We start from the raw sequence: 17,343 nt of genomic DNA, 5'->3' as shown, positions 1-17,343 counted from the left end.
CTCTTTCGCTGAGGCGCAGCGACGGTGATCTTTTCTGAAAGGTACAGCAATGACGTCTCATCGCGCCGATCGCACGCGAAAAAAGACTCTCTGTCTGATGAGCATCCTCATGATGGTCGCCGCGCTCGTCGGCTCCGCCACCCCTGCGAGCGCCGAGGATCAGGTGCGAGCCCGCTTCCCCATCGTCGCCGGAACGGCGCTGACGTTGCCCGGTGGGAGCGAGTGCACGGTCGGCGCAGTGCTCTCACGGGTCGGGCCGGGCTCCCTTGTCTCTCCGTATGTGGCCGCGACGCGATACGTCCTCCTCGCCAAGCACTGCTCCTCGGGAATCGGCGCGAGTATCGGCCTGAACCACCAGAACGTCGGCAGTGTTGTGTGGATGTCCGCGACCAACGACGTCGAACTCGCTGTGATCCCGCCCTACACCTCTCCAGCGCCGAGGGCATGCTTCGGATCCATCCAGTCGTGCTTCGCCGGGAGCGCGGTGGAGCCGCGTGCTGCGGGCAAGGTCATCATGAGCACGAGGGGCGGGGAACGAGCGGTGCCCATGAGACCGCCGGGCAGCCCCGCGCCGGGCGAGCGCTTCTGCACGAGCGGGGTGGACACGGGAGTGAATTGCAATTGGGTGTCGGAGGCGAACAGGCCTGTGAATTGGGGACACGACGAGGGCCTGATGGCCCGCTCAACGAACGCTCAAGGCCTCGAACAAGGTGATTCCGGGGGGCCCGTCATCAGCGAGGACGGACGGCTGTACGGCATCATCCAGAGAGCGGGCCTGGGGGAGTACGTGAACCTCATGCAGTACATGCCGATCGAACAGGTCCTCACTCAGATAGGTTCTCAGTACGCCCTCGCGCCGGCCCGATAGGCCGGTTCCCGGCTCCATCGGCCCTCTCGCGCACAATCACCGAGGTCGAGGCCGCGCTCGACGCCGAGGCCCCGATGCGCCGCCGCTCTGCCGGAAGCACCACCACTCCAGATGCCTCCGGGGATCCCCGAGGGTGATCCCCAGCGACGTCGTTGTCCCCGCGGGCGGCTCCGTCGCGGCACGGCAGAGCCGCCCGATCGTCGACCGGGCGGCCCTTCGTGCCTCAGCTACAGGAGGGCTCGGTGGTGTAGGTGGCGTAGTCGGCCATGCTGGAGTCGCCGTGCTCGCCGACGGCGGAGGTCACATTCTTCGCGACGGCGCTCTCGCGGGTCTTCCACCAGAGTTCCTTGTCGGGTGTGAGGAAGAAGCCGTAACCAACCGCCTTCGAGTTGCTCGGGACCTTGGCAAACGTCGTAAGCGTCCCCTCCTTGCCGCCGCTCTTCCACTGATAGTTGCCGTCGGCGGTCGTCAAGGTGGCGTAGTCCGCCATGGTGGAGTCGACGTGTTCGCCGACGGCGGAGGTCACATTCTTCGCCACGGCGGTTTCCTGGGTCTTCCACCAGAGTTCATTGTCCGGAGTGAGGAAGAAGCCGTAGCCGACGGCTTTCGAGTTCTTCGCGATATTCGGGAAGGTGTCGAGTGTTCCCCCGTCCGCGCTGTTCCACTGGTAGTTCCCGTCGGCTGTGGTGTAGGTGACGTAGTCCGCCATAGTGGAGTCCACGTGCTCGCCGACGGCGGATGTCACGTTCGTCGCGATTGCAGTTTCGCGCTTTTTCCACCACAGTTCGTTGTCGGGTGTGAGGAAGAAGCCGTAACCGACCGCCTTCGACTTCTTGGGGATCTTCGGATAGGTCTCGAGCGTTCCGTCCTCGCCCGTGGTGTCCCACTGGAAATTTCCGTCTGCGGTCGTATACGTGACGTAATCGGCGGTTGTGGAGTCGACGTGCTCGCCGACCGCAGAGGTCACACTCTTGGCGATCGCGGTCTTTCGCGTCTTCCACCAGAGCTCGTTGTCGGGTGTGAGGAAGAAGCCGTAACCGACCGCCTTCGAGTCCTTCGGGATGTTCGGGTAGTCCTCGACTGCCCCACCATCGCTGGTGTTCCACTGGTGATTGCGGGCGGCGGTGGAGGCGGGGGCGCTGACCGGCGCGCTCGTGCTGAGCGAATCGGAGGATGCCCCGAAGCGGCTGGTGCCGCCGTCGGCTGGCACCGTGATGTCGGGGAGGGTGAGGAGCTCCTTCGAGTCCGTTGTCCCCGAGTAGGTGGTCTTCCCTCCGGCGAAGGTGTAGCCGTCCTTCAGGGTCACGGTGATGGTCTTGCCCGCGTCCGCCGTGCTTCCGTCGGTGGTACGCGAGACCTGCACGCCGGTGATCGCCGTGCAGGCGGAGCCTCTGTAGGACGCTTCCGTGAACGTCAAGGTCGGCGACCCCGAGGCAGCCGCAGCCGGAGTCGCGAGGGAGACGGCAACCACGGGAACCGCCCATGCCGCGCCCTTCACGAAGACCCGTCGGTGCACACTCTCCGCGGCGGGGTTGCTCCAGCCATCGTCGATGCGGGTTGTGCGGGGGTCATCGGGGATCGAGTCGTTCACAAGGGCCTCCAGAGGCTGGTCGGGTGCGGACGGCCCCCATCTTTCTGATCGACCCGGCCGCCGAGGAGCGGAAGCGGCTCGGATCAGAAGTCTCGGCTCTGAGGTCCGGAACTTCCGCCCGATCGAGGCGGCCGCTGCCGACACTGATGGCCCGACCTCGTGTCCGCAACTGAGGTGCGATGTGCAGGACTTTCCTGGTTCGTGCGACCACGATCAGCGGAGGAGAGCGCTCTCACCGACGGAACTCCTGCAGATCGCACGGAACTCCTGCTGATCGCACGGAACTCCTGCTGATCGCACGGAACTCCTGCTGATCGCACGGTCGCCTGCTGATCGCACGGTTGCCTGCAGATCGCGCACGGGAGAAAGCGGAGACGGTCTCCCGCGCGCGATACTGTGAGCCCTCTCACCCCGGACTCTCAAGGAGACGCACATGTCGGTCGGCCTGCTGGCGGTTGTCGATGACATCCTCACCGCCGCTCTGAAGGCGAGCGCCAAGACGGCGGGCGTCGTGATCGACGACGCGGCCGTCACCCCGCAGTACGTGCAGGGCCTCACGCCCGCGCGGGAGCTGCCGGTGGTGGGGCGGATCGCGCTGGGGAGCCTGTTCAACAAGTTCGTCATCATCATTCCGCTGGCCCTGCTGCTCTCGGCCTTCGCGCCGCAGGTCCTGCCGTACCTGCTGATCCTCGGCGGCGGCTTCCTCTGCTTCGAGGGGGCGGAGAAGGTGCTGGAGTGGTTCGGCGTCTCGCACGGTGGCCACGAGTCGGAGGCGCGCGACGAGAAGAAGCTCGTCTTCGGCGCCATCCGCACCGACCTCATCCTCAGCACCGAGATCATGCTGATCGCGCTCGACGGTCTCGACCCTGACTTCGGCATCTGGCCCACGCTCGGCGCGCTGCTGGTCGTCGGGCTGGGGATGACCCTGCTCGTCTACGGCGCCGTGGCCCTCCTCGTGAAGATCGACGATGTGGGCCTGCGCCTGATGAAGAACGCGGCCCGCGGCGTGCGGCGCACCGGAGCGAGGATCGTCGCGTCGATGCCGGCCGTGTTCCGCGCGATCAGCATCATCGGGACGCTCGCGATGCTCTGGGTCGGCGGTCACCTGGTCGTCGCGAACCTCGCCGAGACGGTGTGGCACGGACCCTACGACGTCGTCCACGCCGTCACGCACGCCGTCGAGGGCGCCGGCCCGGTGGTCGTGTGGCTGGCCGACACCGCCGTCTCGATGGTCTTCGGCCTCGTGCTCGGGCTGATCGTTGCGGGCGTCGTGCTGGGCGTCTCCCGCCTCCGCACGCCCCACGCCGACGCCGCCGCACACTGACGAGCTCACACAGAACCGCTGCGGCCGCAAGAATCCAAAAGTTGTCGCACTCGCCCTCGAGTGCGACAACTTTTGGGGTGTGGGGACGCCGCTCAGGGCCGGTGCGTCGTCTCGGGGAAGGCCTCCGGCTCGCACTGGATCGTCGCGTGGTCGATGCCGTGGCGCTCGCGGAGGACAGCGAGTACCCGCGAGAGCGCCGCTCGATAGTCGGCGTCGGGCGCGACGACCACGTGGCCGGTGGCGCTTTCCATCCCCGAGGTGATCGTCCACACGTGCAGGTCGTGCAGCGCCAGCACACCGGGGACGGCGCAGACGTCGCGCTCGAGGGCGGCGAGGTCCACGTGCGCGGGCGCCGACTCCATCAGGATCCCCAGCGCCTGACGGGTCAGCGACCAGGTGCGCGGCAGGATCAGCAGCCCGATCAGCACGCCGACGATCGGATCGGCCCACGCCCACCCCGTCGTGAGCAGCACGATCGCCGCCACGATCACTCCGACCGAACCGAGCGCGTCACCGAGCACCTCCAGCGAGGCTCCGCGGAGGGTGATGCTCTCCTTCGCGCCGACGGACAGCAGCCGCAGGCTCACCAGATTGACCGTCAGGCCCACGACGGCGGTGATCAGGAGGGGGCCGCCGGGTACCGCGGGCGGCTCGGCGAAGCGGCGCACCGCCTCCACGATCACGAAGGCGGCGACGGCGAACAGGAGCAGGCCGTTCGCGAGGGCGGCGAGGACTTCGAGGCGGTAGGAGCCGTAGGTGCGGCCCTTCGCGGCGGGGCGCGCGGCGAGCGAGATCGCCGCGATCGACATCCCCAGGGCGAGCACATCGGTGCCCATGTGCGCGGCGTCCGAGAGCAATGCGAGCGAGCCCGTCGCGACTCCGACCGCGAACTCGACGACCATGAACGCCGCGGTCAGCGCGAAGGCGGCCAGCAGGGGGCGCCGGTGTCTGGCCGCCGCGGAGCCGGCCGGACTGCCGTGCGAGTGGCCCATCAGCGGCTCGGATCCCTGCTCATATAAGCAGTCTTGCATGTGTCCGGAGTGGGCGCGAGAGGACGTCAGCCGAGGAGCGGATCCAGCGCCTCGCCGAGGTAGGAGGTCAGCGTCCGCGCGTACGACTCGGTGAGGTGGCCGAGGTCGCGGTACACCTTCACTCCGCCGATGACGAGCGGGCAGCCCCGGTCATCGCAGAACCAGCGGGTGAGGTCGACGGAGGCGGCGCCCGGCCAGCCGTCGGCGGCGGCGGCCATCAGCTCGCGGTCGGCGAAGGCCTCCTCGAGCGGGACGCTGCACTCGGCAGCGGTGCCGGGCTGCTCCGCGCAGGCCAGCAGCGAGAGCGAGGGCAGCACCGGGTTGTCGCGGATCGCGACCACCGTGGATCCGCGGGCGATCAGCGGCGCCCACGACTCGTGGAACCCGTCGATGCCGGCCTGCTCGTCGGGAGTGCCTGACGCGTCGACGAACACCGACTTCTTCGCGGAGTAGGCGGTGACCACGAGGTCGTACGGGTCCGCGGCCGCGAGCGCCTCCTGGAGCTTCCCGTTCCAGACGTCGCAGGAGCGCCGGGCGGACTCCGAGTCGTCGCGGCGCTCGGCGGTCGAGAAGACGCAGCCCGTCTTGTAGTAGCTGTGCAGGTCCCAGCCGCGCTCCTGCGCCACTCCGCGCAACGCGGGGAAGAAGGAGGCTGCATGCGAGTTGCCGATCAACAGCACGCGCTGGCCGCCGGGGTCGCCGAAGCGGCACTCCTTGAGCTCGGTGCCCGAGTTGCCGGTGCTGCACTCGTCGGTGTTGAGCACGGAGCCGTCCTCCGAGGCGTCGACCGCGGGGAGGCTGGTGCTCCAGGAGTCGGGGCAGGCGTTCGCGAGCGCCGCCGCTCCGACGCAGCCCTCGGTCGAGACGGGGAGGGCGTGCGCGCGGGAGAGGTCGGCCGCGATCGCGGCGTTCGTGCCGCCGAGTCCTGTCACTCCGACCAGTGCGGCGGCGGCCAGCAGGGCGGCCGGGGCGAGCGGACGGAGGCGGCGCGGGCGCTCGACGGGGGCGCGGCGGTGCAGCGGATCCTCGAGGAAGCGCTTCGAGGCGGCGGCGAGCAGGGTCGCGGCGGCAACGATCCCGAGCCCGGCGAGCGCGCCCGGGTCCTCGCCGGTGCTCTCGCGCCAGAAGACCAGGAGCGGCCAGTGCCAGAGGTAGAGGCCGTAGCTGATGCCGCCGAGCCAGACCAGCGGGCGCGTGGCGAGCAGGCGGGCGACCCCGAACTCCGGAGCGGGTCCGCTGCCGGCGACGAGCACGAGCAGCGCGGACACGGTCGGCCAGAGCGCGGCGGCACCGGGGAACGCGGTCGAGACCTGGAGCACGAAGCCGCAGGAGACGACTCCGATCAGCCCCAGCCAGCCGGCGACCGTGCGCAGAGCGGCCGGCAGCACGCGGCCCGGGAGCACGAGCGCCGCGAGCGAGCCGAGGCCGAACTCCCACGAGCGCGCGAGGGTGCTGTAGTAGGCGGTCGGCTGGTCGACCCCGACCAGCACCACCGAGAGGGCGAACGAGAGCACGGTGAGCGCCGCGACGAGCACCAGCAGGATCCGCGGCAGCTGCGCGCGCCGGCGCAGCACGACGGCGATGAGGGTCGCGACGAGCACCAGGCCGAGCCAGATCAGATAGAACTGCCCCTGCACCGACATCGCCCAGAAGTTCTGCACCGGCGAGTGGAAATCGTCCTGCGCGAGGTAGTCCACTCCGGCCCGCGCGAGCGCGATGTTCTCGACGTAGAACGTCGACGCGAGCACCTCGGTGAAGGTCTGCAGCAGCTGGGAGGGGCGCAGGAGCAGCGGCGAGAGCGCCGCGACGACGACCAGCACCACCGCGGCCGCCGGGAAGAGCCGGGAGGCGAGCCGGGTGAGGAAGGCGACCGGCCGCACCCGCCCGTAGCGGCGGATCTGGCCGAGGAGGGTCAGGGTGGTGAGGAAGCCGGCGACGACGAAGAAGACGTCGACGCCTCCGGAGACGCGGCCCAACCAGATGTGGAACGTGGCGACCAGGAGTGACGCGACCGCGCGCAGCCCCTCGATCTCGGGGCGGTAGCCGGAGGCGTCGGCCTTGCGCACCAGCGCGGGCCGGCCGGGAGGCGCGGAGAAATGGCGGGGCACAGGGGTCCTTCCGGTGCGGCCGGTGGATGGCGGCGCGAGCGCCATCGATCGTCGGTGTCCAGGATCGCGCTCTTGCGCTCTGAGGGGAACCTCGTCCGTGGGCGTCTGCCGATTCCACGGGGACCGGCGCACGCCGTCCTCGGACCCCGAATCCCGCCAGTTTCTCAGCGCCGAGCACGCCCGGGCCGGTTCGGGGTCCTTGCGATCGAGTGGATTCTGCGCCGTCACGTCGAGCGGATCGAGGACTCTCCAGAGGTCGCCAGGCGCAGCGGCGGGGTGCGGCGCGACACCGAATAAGCGGCGATGGCGCGGAACACCTGTCGCGAATCGACGGGTCGAGGTGAGGCAAGGCTAGGCTTACCGCGCCCGGTCCCGCCCTCTTCGCCGCGGCACGCAGACGAACCACGGGAGATCCATGTCCACGCACCGACGGCGTCACGCCGCCCTCGCCCTCGCCGCCCTGACGCTGCTCGCCCTCACCGGCTGCGGCGCTTCCGAGCAGGTCGACGCCCCGAGCACGGCCGCCGCAGGGGAGGGCAAGACCTCCTACCCGGTCACCCTCGACAACTGCGGTACCAGCACCACCGTCACCGCTGCCCCGCAGCGGGTCGTCTCGCTCGATCAGAACTCGACCGAGATCCTGCTCTCGCTCGGGCTCGAGGACCGGATGGTCGGCACCGCCTCCTGGACCGATCCCGTGCTCGGCACCCTTGCCTCCGCGAACGAGAGCGTGCCGCGTCTGGCCGACAACGCACCCACCTACGAGGTGCTGCTCGGCGCCGACCCCGACTTCGTCACCGCCTCCTTCGGTCGCCACTTCGCCCCCGAGGGCGTCGCCTCCCGCGACCGTCTCGCCGAGACGGGCATCGGCTCCTATCTCGCCCCCTCCGACTGCGACTCCGGCGCGAGTGTGAACGGCGGCAGCGGCGTCCGCACGGTCCCGCTCACCGTCGACGTCCTCTACCAGGAGATCCACGAGCTGGCCGAGGTCTTCGATGTGCAGGAGCGCGGCGACGCGCTGGTCGCGCAGCTGCAGGCGCGCGCCGCGGCCGCGACCGAGGGAGTCGACTTCGGCGGCCGGAGCGTCGCCTTCTGGTTCGCCGACACCAAGACGCCCTACATGTCGGGTGGCTACAACTTCGCCTCGATGCTCGGCACCACGACGGGGATGACCAACGTCTTCGCCGACCGCACCGAGGACTGGCCCGCTGTCGGCTGGGAGAGCGTCGTCGCGGCAGCCCCCGACGTCCTGGTGCTGGGCGACCTGCAGCGCGACCGCTTCCCCGGCGACCGGCTCGCCGACAAGACCGCGTTCCTCCAGTCCGACCCGCTCACCAGTACTCTGCCTGCGGTGCAGAAGGGTCGCTTCATCGCGCTGCACGGTGCCGAGCTGAACCCCTCGATCCGCTTCGTCGACGGGCTCGAGAAGATCCACGCCTGGTGGGACGCGAACGGGGCCTCACTCTGACCGCGGTCCTCGTCCGCCGAACGCCGCGGGGCCTCATCGCCGCGGGTCTGGTCGGCGGCGGGCTGCTCGCGCTGGCGCTGTCGGTCGGCGTCGCGGTGACGCTCGGCCCGGCGGACGTCTCGCTGGTGAACGTCCGCGACATCCTCCTCAACCATCTCGGGCTCGCCGCTGTGCCCGTGCGCGCGGCCGAAGACGCGATCGTCTGGCAGGAGCGTCTCCCGCGCGCGCTGGTGGCCGCGGCCTGCGGCGCGGGGCTCGGGGTGTGCGGGGTGATCCTGCAATCGCTGCTGCGCAACCCGCTGGCCGACCCGTTCGTGCTGGGCGTCTCCTCCGGCGCCTCGACCGGCGCGGTGCTCGTCGGCGTGCTCGGGGTCGGCGGAGGAGTGGTCGGGCTCTCCGGCGGCGCCTTCGTCGGCGCGCTGGTCGCCTTCGGCTTCGTGCTGCTGCTCACCCGCTTCTCGGCGGGCGGCACCTCGGGGGTGATCCTGGCAGGAGTCGCGAGCACGCAGCTGTTCTCGGCGCTGACCTCGCTGATCGTATTCGCGCTCGCCGATTCGGACGAGACGCGCGGCGTGATGTTCTGGCTGCTCGGCTCACTCGAGGGCATGCGCTGGGACGACGTGACTCTGAGCGGCGGAGTCGTGCTGCTCGGCTCGGTGGTGTGCCTGGCCGCGGCGCGCACGCTCGACGCGTTCGCCTTCGGGGAGGACGTGGCCGCCTCACTGGGTGTGCACGTCGGCCGCACCCGTCTCCTCCTGCTCGTGGTGACGGCCCTGCTGACGGCGACCCTGGTCAGCATTGCCGGAGCGATCGGATTCGTGGGGCTGGTGCTGCCCCACGCCGCCCGCCTGGTGTTCGGGCAGCGGCACTCGCGGGTGATCCCCGCGACCATCCTGCTCGGCGCGGTGTTCCTCGTGTGGGTCGATGCCGGCTCGCGTGTCGTCTTCGCGCCGACTCCGCTGCCCGTGGGTGTCGGCACGGCGCTCGTGGGTGTGCCGGTGTTCATGCTGCTCCTCCTGCGGCGCAGGGGCCGCTCGTGACGCTCGAGGCCGACCGGGTCGCCTGGCGGCGGGGCGGTCGCCTGGTCGTCGACGGGGTCTCCCTCCGGCCCGGGCCCGGCGCGACCGTCGGGCTGCTGGGACCCAACGGGTCGGGTAAGTCGTCGCTGCTGCGGCTGCTCCAGGGCACGGCGGCTCCGGATGCGGGGGTGGTCACCCTCGACGGCGCGCCGCTGCGCTCGCTCCGCCGCCGCGAGGTCGCCCGGGTCGTTGCGACAGTGACGCAGCAGGCCGAGACGGAGGCGGACCTGCCCGTCCGCGATGTCGTCCGACTCGGCCGCACCCCGCACCGCTCACTGCTCGGCGGCGACACGGCGGAGGACCTGCGCGCGATCGAACGCGCGCTCGAGCAGGTGGGGCTCGGGGCGAAGGCCGACCACCTGTGGCACACGCTCTCGGGCGGCGAGCGCCAGCGTGCGCACATCGCCCGGGCGCTCGCGCAGGAGCCGCGCGAGCTGCTGATGGACGAGCCGACCAACCACCTCGACATCCGTCACCAGCTGGAGCTGCTCGCACTGGTGCGGGCGCTGCCGGTGACCACGATCGTCGCGTTGCACGATCTGAACCTCGCCGCCCTCTTCTGCGATGAGGTGCTGGTGCTGCGCGAGGGGCGCGTCGTGGCGGGTGGTACTCCGGAGGAGGTGCTCACTCCAGCGTTGATCGCGGAGGTGTACGGCGTGCGGGCGCGCGTGGTCGTCGACGCCGGGCGGCCGCACGTGCTGTTCGACTCCTGACACCGCATTGCCAGAGGATCGCCGATCAGTCAACGGTCTCGTCTTCGTCGCGGGGGACGTCCTAGCGTCGTGGTACCGGTGTAGAGACCTCTCAGGGAGGTCCACCCCTCGCGCTGGGCGATGGGCTCTCCTCGGCGGAGGTCGACGGGCGTGCCGGTGACGATGAGGGGAGTCCAGAGATGTCCAGAGACGACGTGGCGCCGGGGCGGTTCGCGCGATTCGTGAAGTGGGTCAATAAGGCCGACGGCTGGGAGCCGCAGTACCTGCGCGGCCGGGTCGTGGCAAAAAAAGATGGCGAGTGGATCGTCGCCGTCGACGGCGAGGAGCGCCGCATCATCAAAAAAGAGTGGAGCGTCTACCGCTAACCCCCCTCCCCCTTGTGTGGCGCTGAGTCGCCCGACATGGTCGTCCGCTCCGGCGTGTCGCGGACCATCTCGGGCGACTCAGCGGCGCCGTCCGCTTAGAGGTGGCGGGCGGGGCCCTGGAGGCCGAGGACGGTGATGGTGAGGGTGGCGGTGGTGGTCTGCGCGGCGGGGGGTGCCGAGTCGGACAGGCGCAGGGTGAGGCGGAGGTGGTCGGTCGCGCCGACCGCGAAGGCGGGCGAGCCGGGCAGGTCGAGGCGGGCGGTGGCGGGGCGGTCGGCGGTGACGGTGGTCACAGTGCCGGGGCAGGCGGCGGCGTCGGCCGACCAGGACTGCGAGCAACGCTCGATCGTGAGTTGCAGGCCGTCCGAGAGGTCGGTGCCGGTGGTGGTCTGGAGTTGGAGGGCCGACATCGCGACGGTTCCGGCGTTCGTCAGGTCGAGCAGGCGACGGGCCGTTCCGCCGGGGACGAGGCCGGAGACGGGCACCGGGACGGTCGTCGCTCCGGTGGCGTCGAACTCGGCGATGACCGTCCCGGAGGCGACGCGGGCGCCCGCGGAGGCCCGGTCGAGGAAGACGGCGGAGGCGGTCGCGGCGGCACCGAGGACAAGGGCGCCCATCACAAGGCCCGCCAGGCCGGCTCGGGAGAGCACGCGGCGGCGCACCTCGGGGGCGTGCCGCGGTGCTCCGCGGTCGCGGGAGGACGGCCGCGCACTGTGACGTCCGTGCTCCTCGGGCGGACGCTCCGGCTCGGGCACGACGTCGAGTGGGCGGTGCGCGCCGCTCATCGGGGCACCTCCTCGGGGCGGCGCCAGATGGCGAGGAGGAGGGCGCCGACGACGACCGCGCCGCCCGCCGCGAAGAGAGCGAAGCGTGCCTCCGGGTGCGCGAGGGCGATGCTCGGCCACCCCAGCAGCGGTACCACGGAGTTTTCGCGCCAGATCCGCTGGTCGGCGATCGTGACGATCCACGGATCCGCCGACTCGTTGTTGTCGCCCTTGGTGGTGAGCGCCAGCTGGCCCGGCTCACGGCCGCGGAGGGCGGCCGCCTCCGCTTCGGAGTAGACCAGGGTGACGCGGTGGATGACGCGGCGGCCCGGATCGTCGGGGTCGGTGAAGACGATCACGTCGCCGGCGCGGATCTCGGCCTGATCGACGGGCAGGGTGAGGGCGAGGGAGCCCACCGGCATCCCGGGCGCCATCGAGTTCGAGAGCACCGGCACGAGCCGCACGAGGCCCAGGGCCGAGAGGGCGAAAACGGTGAGGCCGGCGACGGCGACGAGGGCGACCAGGCCGCCGAGGAGAGCGCGGAGAAACGTCATGCCCGCTCCCTCCTGCGGCGCCGCCCCGCTGCGGCCAGCAGCGTGCCTGCGCCGAGGGCGAGTATCCCGCCCAGGAGTGCGGCGCCCAGGTCGCGGCCGGTGACGGCCAGGCCGCCTCCCGCCGGGCCAGGGCCGGAGCTGGCGCCGGGGCTGGCGCCTTCGCCCGCATCCGACGTTCCCACGATCACCCGCAGCGACGCCCCCGCGAGCTCCATCGCGTTGCCGGCCGACTCCGGGAACAGCACGCGCACGTGCACGCCCTCGGTGACTCCGCCATCCAGCGGACGCGCGGCGTCGAGCCGGCCGAGCGTCGCCGCCGGCCCGGAACCCAGGGGCACCGCGTCGGCGGGGCAGAGGTAGCGCTGGATCGTGCGAGGACCGTCGACGATCTGCTCGACGGTGAACGCCGAGTCGCAGAGCTCGACGCTCAGTTGGAGGCCATCGCGCGGATCCTGCGCCAGCATCCCTCCGTCGACCACGAACGCCACCGACACCTCCTGCGGGGTGAACCCGGTATTGGTCACCTCGACCGCCCAGTCCGCACGATCGCCGGGAGCGAGCTCGCTGAGCGAGCCCGCCGGGGAGAGCTCGCGCACGTCGAGGACGCCGACGGGCTCGGCGCTCGCCGCGGGGGCGAGGAGCACCGCGGCGAGGACGGCGCCGTACGCACGGGCGTGGGTCATGGTGGCGACTCCGGGAGCGAAGGGGGAGGCCTCCGCCCCGCACCGGCGGCGGCCGGGCGAGACGGAGGCAGTACGAAACGGTCTACTTCTGGATGCCGGCGCGCTGGATTGCGGCGGCGGTGAAGGTGACGGTGGCGGAGGCGTTCTCGTACGCGTTGTCGGCGGCGGTCGGCAGGACGAGCTCGATCAGCGTGTTCAGCGACACATCGCCGGCGTCCGAGGGGAAGGTCCCGGTCGCGGTGGGGGTGATGCCGAAGTTCGCCGGGGTGAAGTTCGCCGCGTTGGCGACTCCGCCGATGGTCGAGAGCTTGCCGGTGCCGGTGACGGTCTGCGTGCCGGCGCAGCTGTACGGGCCGTTCTCCGCGGGTGCGGCGGCGGGGACCCAGGCGGTCGAGCACGTGAGCAGGCGGTAGTCGAGGCCGTTCGCTCCGGTGACCAGGGATGCGCCGACGCGGCCGGGGTCGGTGGTGTCCGAGCCGACGACGTCGTTGGTGACGTCCTGGTAGAAGCGGACCGTCGAGACGAGGTCACCGTCGTTGGTGGCGTTCGGCAGCACGAGGCTGATCGGGCGCTGGACCGTGTCGCCGGGCGCGATGTTCGCGACTGTGAACGCTCCGGTCACCGAGATGTCGGTCTGGCCGGCGTCGACGTTGCCGACCGCGGTCCCGGAATCGGTGAACACGGCGAAGGCGCCGGCGCCCGCGAGGGCTCCCGCGGCGAGGAGGACGCCGCCGGTGAGGGCGACCTTCTTCCACGGGCTACGGCGAGTGGGTGCTGTGGTGGTCATGGCGACCGTTCCTTTCTGGTGGGTGGTGCCCGGAGCGGGCGTGGTCTCCCTCACGAAGACGCGTGCAGGACGAGAGGGGTGTCGAGGGGGAGGCATCAGCAGCCTCCGGCGGTGGTGACGGCCGGCTGGGCGACGGCGGTCGAGGCGGCGGAGGCGACTCCGAGCCAGCGCTGCAGATCCGGGCGGACCCGCCACTGGTAGCTGCGGCCCTCGCCGACACGGTCGTCCGTGAAGCTCGTGGCGGCGGCGCCCGGCGTCGCGACCACGGTCCACGGGCCGGGAGTCGCGCCCGCGAGGCGGCGCTCGAGCGTCCAGCCGGTCGCTCCGGCGGCGGCCGACCAGCTCACGAGAGTGCTCGGTCGGCCGGCCGTGCAGCTCGCGACGGGAGTGGCGACCACCGAGGAGCGGATCCACGCGCCGAGGCCGATCGCTCCGCTCGTCGCGTCACTGCCGGTGAAGCCGCGCCGGATGAGTGGAGCCGGATCGACCCAGACCGTGATCGTGCTGCCCACCGTGAGCGCCCCGTCCGAGACCGTGTACGCGATCGTGGCGCTGCCGGTCCAGCCGTCGGCCGCGGGCGCGTAGGTGCACGTCGATCCGGAGCAGGAGAAGGTGCCGCGCAGCCCGCCGGGGACGCTCGTGCCCGCCAGAGCGAGAGTGCTGCCCGCGTCCTCGTCGGTGTCGTTCGCGAGCGGAGCGACGGTGACGGCGGGGCCGCCGGTGGTCGCGACCACGCGGTCGGGGCGGGCGATCGGAGCGCGGTTCAGCGCAGTGACAGTGACGGTGACCCGCACGTTCCAGGTGCCGTACTGGCCCGAGAGCGAGTAGTCGAAGACGTCGCTGCCGACGAAGGCGGCGATCGGACGGTAGGTGCACTGGCCGCGGGTGCTGCCGCTGGCGACACAGGTGACCGACCCCTGCACGGGAGTGGCGGGTGCGGGGCTCGCCGCGCCTCCGATCGCCTTCGGCGTGGCCGAGAGCTGCGCGCGCGAGAAGGTGGCGCCGGTCGCGGCGGGCCCGTCGTTGGCGAGCACGTCGAGCACGACCGAGCCGCCCTGCACGACCGTCGCGGTGTCGGCCACCGGATCCGGGATCACCGAGATGCTCACCGAGGCGGTGCGGGTGAAGGCCCCGCCGGTGGGGCCGGTCGCGGTCGCGGTGGCGGTGTTGGTGATCGTGGCGGCCGAGACGTCGGCGGTGGTGGTGGTGTAGGTGGCGGTCGCGGTGACGACCTGGCCGGGCAGCAGTCGTCCGGAAGTGCCCGGCCAGGAGTAGGAGAGAGCGGAGAGTCCGCTCTTGGGGTCGGTGATCGCAACGGCGGTGAGGGTGGTGGTGCCGGTGTTGGTCGCGCGGAAGGTGTAGGTGATGACGGTGCCGGCGGTGCTGATGAAGGCGGGGTTCGCGGTCTTGGTCAGAGCGAGATCGTTCGTACGGGCGATCACGACGGTCTTCGAGGCGGTGGCGGTGACCGCGGCACCGGTCGACGGGGTGCCGGTGGCGGTGGCGGTGTTCAGGACCGAGCCCGCGTCGACGTCGGCCTGCGTGAGCGTGTAGCTGGCGGAGGCGCTGACCGACTGGCCGACCCCGAGCTGCCCCGCGGTGCCCGGCCAGGCGCCGTAGGCGACGGTGACTCGCGGGTCGCTGATTGCGACCGCGGTCAGCGCGGTGTTGCCGCTATTGGTGGCGGTGAAGCTGTAGGCGATGGTGGAGCCCGCGGTGGCTCCGGCGGTGAGGGCGCCGTCCTTGGTCAGCGAGATCGAGGGGGCGTAGCGGATCGGCGTGGTCGCCGTCGAGGTCGCGCTGACCGTGGCGGGGGTGGCCGCGAGGGTCCGGCCGCTGACGGTCGCGGTGTTGCTGACGGCGGTGCCCTTGTCGATGTCGGCCTGCGTGACGGTGTACGCGGCCGAGGTGAAGGTCGTGCTCGCTCCGGGCGCGAGCTGCGTTGAGGTGGGCGTGATGCCGGACACCCGGGGGTCGGTGACGGCGACGCCCTGCAGGGTGACGTTCCCGGTGTTGCGTGCGAGGAAGGAGTAGCTGATCCGCTCGCCGACATCGGCCTGAGCGTTGCCGTTGCTGTCGGTGAGCAGGCCGGTCTTGGCGAGCGTGAGGGCGGGGGCGGGAGCGATGATCGGGGCGGTGGCGGAGGAGGCGGCACTGGTGATGGCGGTGGTGCCGCTCTGAGCGCTGGCTGTCGCGGTGTTCACGAGCGTGCTGGCGAGTGCCTCGGCGGCGGTCACCACGTGCGAGCCGGTGCAGGTCACGGAGGCCAGCGGCGCGAGTGTCGTCGCGGGGCACGAGACCGTCGCCTTGGGGTCAGCGACGGCGACGCCTGTCAGGGTCGCCAGCGTCGAGGTGTTCGTGACGACGAACTGGTAGGGGATGCTCGAGCCCTCGCTGTAGCTGGTGGGCTGAGTCGTTGTGCGGTCGATCTGCTTGACCAGGTTCAGGGCACCGAGATCGTTGATGGTCGAGACGCTGACGTTGCGAATGAGGTGCGTGTCGCTGGATCCGCCGGTGGAAGCCGTGAAGCCGAGCTTGTAGGTCGAGGGTGCGGCGGTCGTCATCGTGAACCGCATCACCTCCGTGAGGTTCGCCGCAGGCGTCCCCGCCGACCCGCCGTAGTAGACGACCACCTCGGGGAAGGTGGCGGGCGACACGGTAATGCGGATGGTCCGACCAACCGAGGCGGCGGGATTGGCGGTGTTGGCGAGCACGGTCGTCGGCCGCAGGTTGCCGAAGGAGGGCGGCGCGGAGCCGCGGATATAGCAATAGCCGACCAGGCCCTGGCCGGGACCGCGGGCGACGATCCGGTTCGCCTGCTGCCCCGGGGCGGTCGGGGTGGTGGGGCAGCCCGCGCCCAGACCGTTGCCGCCCGCTGCGGTGTTCGAATAGTTGCCGAAGGCGTCCAGGCCGATGCCGAGGTAGCCGCCGTTCACACCGTCGACGCTCGAACCGGTCGTCGTGTTCTGGCCGTAGCCGAGCGCGCCACCCGCGGCTCCGGCCATCGTGAGGCTCCTGGAGCCGTCGGTCAGGAAGAAGCCGATGCCGTCGGCGCCGGCCAGGGAGAGGCTCGCGCCGTACTGGTACTGGTCGAAGAGGACGTCGAGCCCGCCGGTCGCGGGGATGGGCCGGTTGAGCACCGCGCCGCCCTTGGAGTTCGTGCGGTTGTCGGTCAGCTGGAGGAAGCCGGGGTCGGTGCTCGCGGCCGGAGCCGCGGTCCGGTTCGCGCAGACGCCCAGGCGGGATCCGCTCGAGGGCGGAGCGACCGTGGCGCGGGTGATGCAGCCCGAGTCGAGCGGCTGCCAGGCGGAGTCGGCGACGCTGGTGCCGCCGAACCCCTCCTGCACCAGGACGGTCGCGGCCTGGGCCCTCGACGCCGGCAGGACGACCAGGGCGGCGGCGAGCAGGAGGAGGACCAGGGCGAGTGCGAGGGGCGGGCGAGAACGGTCGAGAACGTGCGTAGTCATCGCTGATCGACCTCCCCCCGGAGCGCTTCGCCGGGCCTTCCGGGTGGAGCGGAGATCACGATAGATCGGGCTCGGGAGGTGCCTTGTCCCCCTGAGGCGGGACGTCCGAGGAGGCCGACGAGTTCCTTTTTGGGCAGACGTGCAGGGATGGAACAGCGAGCTGGGGACCGGATATCAGGTGTCTTTCAGACAAGGCGAGGCTGTAGATGGCGTGTTGACGTGCGCATTCCGCTGCTGGATTGCGATGTCGAGGTTCTTGGGTGTCGGGGATGGCGCGTGCGCGTCACCGGCACCGCTCGGGGCGACCCCGAGGGGTGCTGGCGGAGAACGGCAGGGTAGTGACGCGAGATGGCGCTCTCCCGTGGCATCGTTCGTGGCGCGCTGCGGCGCGGGGGCGCGCGGTTACCCCCCAAAAGGGTCCCCTACGCGGCGCCATGCGGATATCGTGTCCGATCGGCCCGCTGTCCTCGAGCCAGGGCTGGTGCCGGAGGCGAGGTACGGGTGATGATGCCCGTGCGTGTGCCCGAGCACCGTGGTCCGG

General features: G+C 71.1%; 14 protein-coding genes. 6 read left to right on the top strand and 8 right to left on the bottom strand.

The genetic code is table 11. The annotated features are described in order from the left end of the window. Positions 1-97 precede the first annotated feature (97 nt). Positions 98-868, top strand: coding sequence for a chymotrypsin family serine protease (locus tag A6122_RS14735; RefSeq protein ID WP_068256475.1), 771 nt, complete (start codon positions 98-100; stop codon positions 866-868). A gap of 223 nt (positions 869-1,091) precedes the next feature. On the opposite strand, the gene A6122_RS14730 is transcribed toward A6122_RS14735, so the two are convergent. Beyond that, positions 1,092-2,459 (bottom strand): hypothetical protein, encoded by a 1,368-nt coding sequence (locus A6122_RS14730; RefSeq protein ID WP_068256472.1) that lies wholly within the window; start codon positions 2,457-2,459, stop codon positions 1,092-1,094. A 433-nt stretch (positions 2,460-2,892) separates the two neighbouring features. On the opposite strand from A6122_RS14730, the gene A6122_RS14725 reads away from it, so the two are divergent. Further along, positions 2,893-3,783: a DUF808 domain-containing protein gene (locus A6122_RS14725; RefSeq protein ID WP_068256469.1), complete on the top strand. Its 891-nt coding sequence runs from the start codon at positions 2,893-2,895 to the stop codon at positions 3,781-3,783. Between the two features lie 92 nt (positions 3,784-3,875). Here A6122_RS14725 and A6122_RS14720 read toward each other — a convergent pair whose 3' ends face one another. Then, a complete protein-coding gene (locus A6122_RS14720; RefSeq protein WP_068256466.1) occupies positions 3,876-4,775 on the bottom strand; it encodes a cation diffusion facilitator family transporter in 900 nt (299 codons plus the stop codon). 65 nt (positions 4,776-4,840) lie between these two features. Then, on the bottom strand, positions 4,841-6,922 hold the full coding sequence (locus tag A6122_RS14715; RefSeq protein WP_167542400.1) for an acyltransferase family protein: 2,082 nt from the start codon (positions 6,920-6,922) through the stop codon (positions 4,841-4,843). 415 nt (positions 6,923-7,337) lie between these two features. Here A6122_RS14715 and A6122_RS14710 point away from each other — a divergent pair, with 415 nt between their 5' ends. The 4 genes from A6122_RS14710 to A6122_RS14695 all read left to right on the top strand — a co-directional run bounded on the left by A6122_RS14710 (position 7,338) and on the right by A6122_RS14695 (position 10,547). After that, positions 7,338-8,390, top strand: coding sequence for an ABC transporter substrate-binding protein (locus A6122_RS14710; protein ID WP_068256463.1), 1,053 nt, complete (start codon positions 7,338-7,340; stop codon positions 8,388-8,390). Next, complete coding sequence (locus A6122_RS14705) at positions 8,363-9,430, top strand: FecCD family ABC transporter permease (RefSeq protein ID WP_068256460.1); 1,068 nt, start codon at positions 8,363-8,365, stop codon at positions 9,428-9,430. Before A6122_RS14710 ends, A6122_RS14705 begins: the two co-directional genes overlap by 28 nt. Then, complete coding sequence (locus A6122_RS14700; protein WP_068256457.1) at positions 9,427-10,182, top strand: ABC transporter ATP-binding protein; 756 nt, start codon at positions 9,427-9,429, stop codon at positions 10,180-10,182. The genes A6122_RS14705 and A6122_RS14700 overlap by 4 nt, the downstream gene beginning before the upstream one ends. A 179-nt stretch (positions 10,183-10,361) precedes the next feature. Further along, the gene (locus A6122_RS14695; RefSeq protein WP_068256455.1) at positions 10,362-10,547 is read left to right on the top strand and encodes a hypothetical protein; all 186 of its coding nucleotides are present in this window, start codon (positions 10,362-10,364) and stop codon (positions 10,545-10,547) included. 95 nt (positions 10,548-10,642) lie between these two features. Here A6122_RS14695 and A6122_RS14690 read toward each other — a convergent pair whose 3' ends face one another. The 5 genes from A6122_RS14690 to A6122_RS17510 form a co-directional block, all read right to left on the bottom strand. Then, positions 10,643-11,332 carry a hypothetical protein gene (locus A6122_RS14690; protein WP_068256453.1) on the bottom strand — a complete coding sequence of 230 codons (690 nt, stop codon included), beginning with the start codon at positions 11,330-11,332 and terminating at the stop codon, positions 10,643-10,645. Further along, positions 11,329-11,865 (bottom strand): signal peptidase I, encoded by a 537-nt coding sequence (locus A6122_RS14685; RefSeq protein WP_068256450.1) that lies wholly within the window; start codon positions 11,863-11,865, stop codon positions 11,329-11,331. Before A6122_RS14685 ends, A6122_RS14690 begins: the two co-directional genes overlap by 4 nt. After that, a complete protein-coding gene (locus A6122_RS14680) occupies positions 11,862-12,548 on the bottom strand; it encodes a hypothetical protein (protein WP_068256447.1) in 687 nt (228 codons plus the stop codon). Before A6122_RS14680 ends, A6122_RS14685 begins: the two co-directional genes overlap by 4 nt. Positions 12,549-12,630: 82 nt before the next feature. Continuing rightward, positions 12,631-13,335: a TasA family protein gene (locus tag A6122_RS14675; protein WP_068256444.1), complete on the bottom strand. Its 705-nt coding sequence runs from the start codon at positions 13,333-13,335 to the stop codon at positions 12,631-12,633. Between the two features lie 95 nt (positions 13,336-13,430). Further along, entirely contained in the window at positions 13,431-16,802 is a 3,372-nt protein-coding gene (locus A6122_RS17510; RefSeq protein WP_068256441.1) for a DUF7507 domain-containing protein, read from the bottom strand. Positions 16,803-17,343: the final 541 nt, after the last annotated feature.

This window comes from Rathayibacter tritici, from assembly GCF_001641005.1.
GTDB lineage: Bacteria > Actinomycetota > Actinomycetes > Actinomycetales > Microbacteriaceae > Rathayibacter > Rathayibacter tritici.
Note: the sequence above shows the minus strand (reverse complement) of the source record. Positions and strands in the feature narration are given on the sequence as shown.

Excerpts from the sequence above, each read along its gene's own strand:
- A6122_RS14735 (WP_068256475.1), top strand. The coding sequence starts at position 98 with ATGAGCATCCTCATGATGGTCGCCGCGCTCGTCGGCTCCGCCACCCCT.
- A6122_RS14725 (WP_068256469.1), top strand. The coding sequence starts at position 2,893 with ATGTCGGTCGGCCTGCTGGCGGTTGTCGATGACATCCTCACCGCCGCT.
- A6122_RS14720 (WP_068256466.1), bottom strand. The coding sequence starts at position 4,775 with ATGGGCCACTCGCACGGCAGTCCGGCCGGCTCCGCGGCGGCCAGACAC.
- A6122_RS14710 (WP_068256463.1), top strand. The coding sequence starts at position 7,338 with ATGTCCACGCACCGACGGCGTCACGCCGCCCTCGCCCTCGCCGCCCTG.
- A6122_RS14695 (WP_068256455.1), top strand. The coding sequence starts at position 10,362 with ATGTCCAGAGACGACGTGGCGCCGGGGCGGTTCGCGCGATTCGTGAAG.
- A6122_RS14690 (WP_068256453.1), bottom strand. The coding sequence starts at position 11,332 with ATGAGCGGCGCGCACCGCCCACTCGACGTCGTGCCCGAGCCGGAGCGT.
- A6122_RS14685 (WP_068256450.1), bottom strand. The coding sequence starts at position 11,865 with ATGACGTTTCTCCGCGCTCTCCTCGGCGGCCTGGTCGCCCTCGTCGCC.
- A6122_RS14680 (WP_068256447.1), bottom strand. The coding sequence starts at position 12,548 with ATGACCCACGCCCGTGCGTACGGCGCCGTCCTCGCCGCGGTGCTCCTC.
- A6122_RS14675 (WP_068256444.1), bottom strand. The coding sequence starts at position 13,335 with ATGACCACCACAGCACCCACTCGCCGTAGCCCGTGGAAGAAGGTCGCC.
- A6122_RS17510 (WP_068256441.1), bottom strand. The coding sequence starts at position 16,802 with ATGACTACGCACGTTCTCGACCGTTCTCGCCCGCCCCTCGCACTCGCC.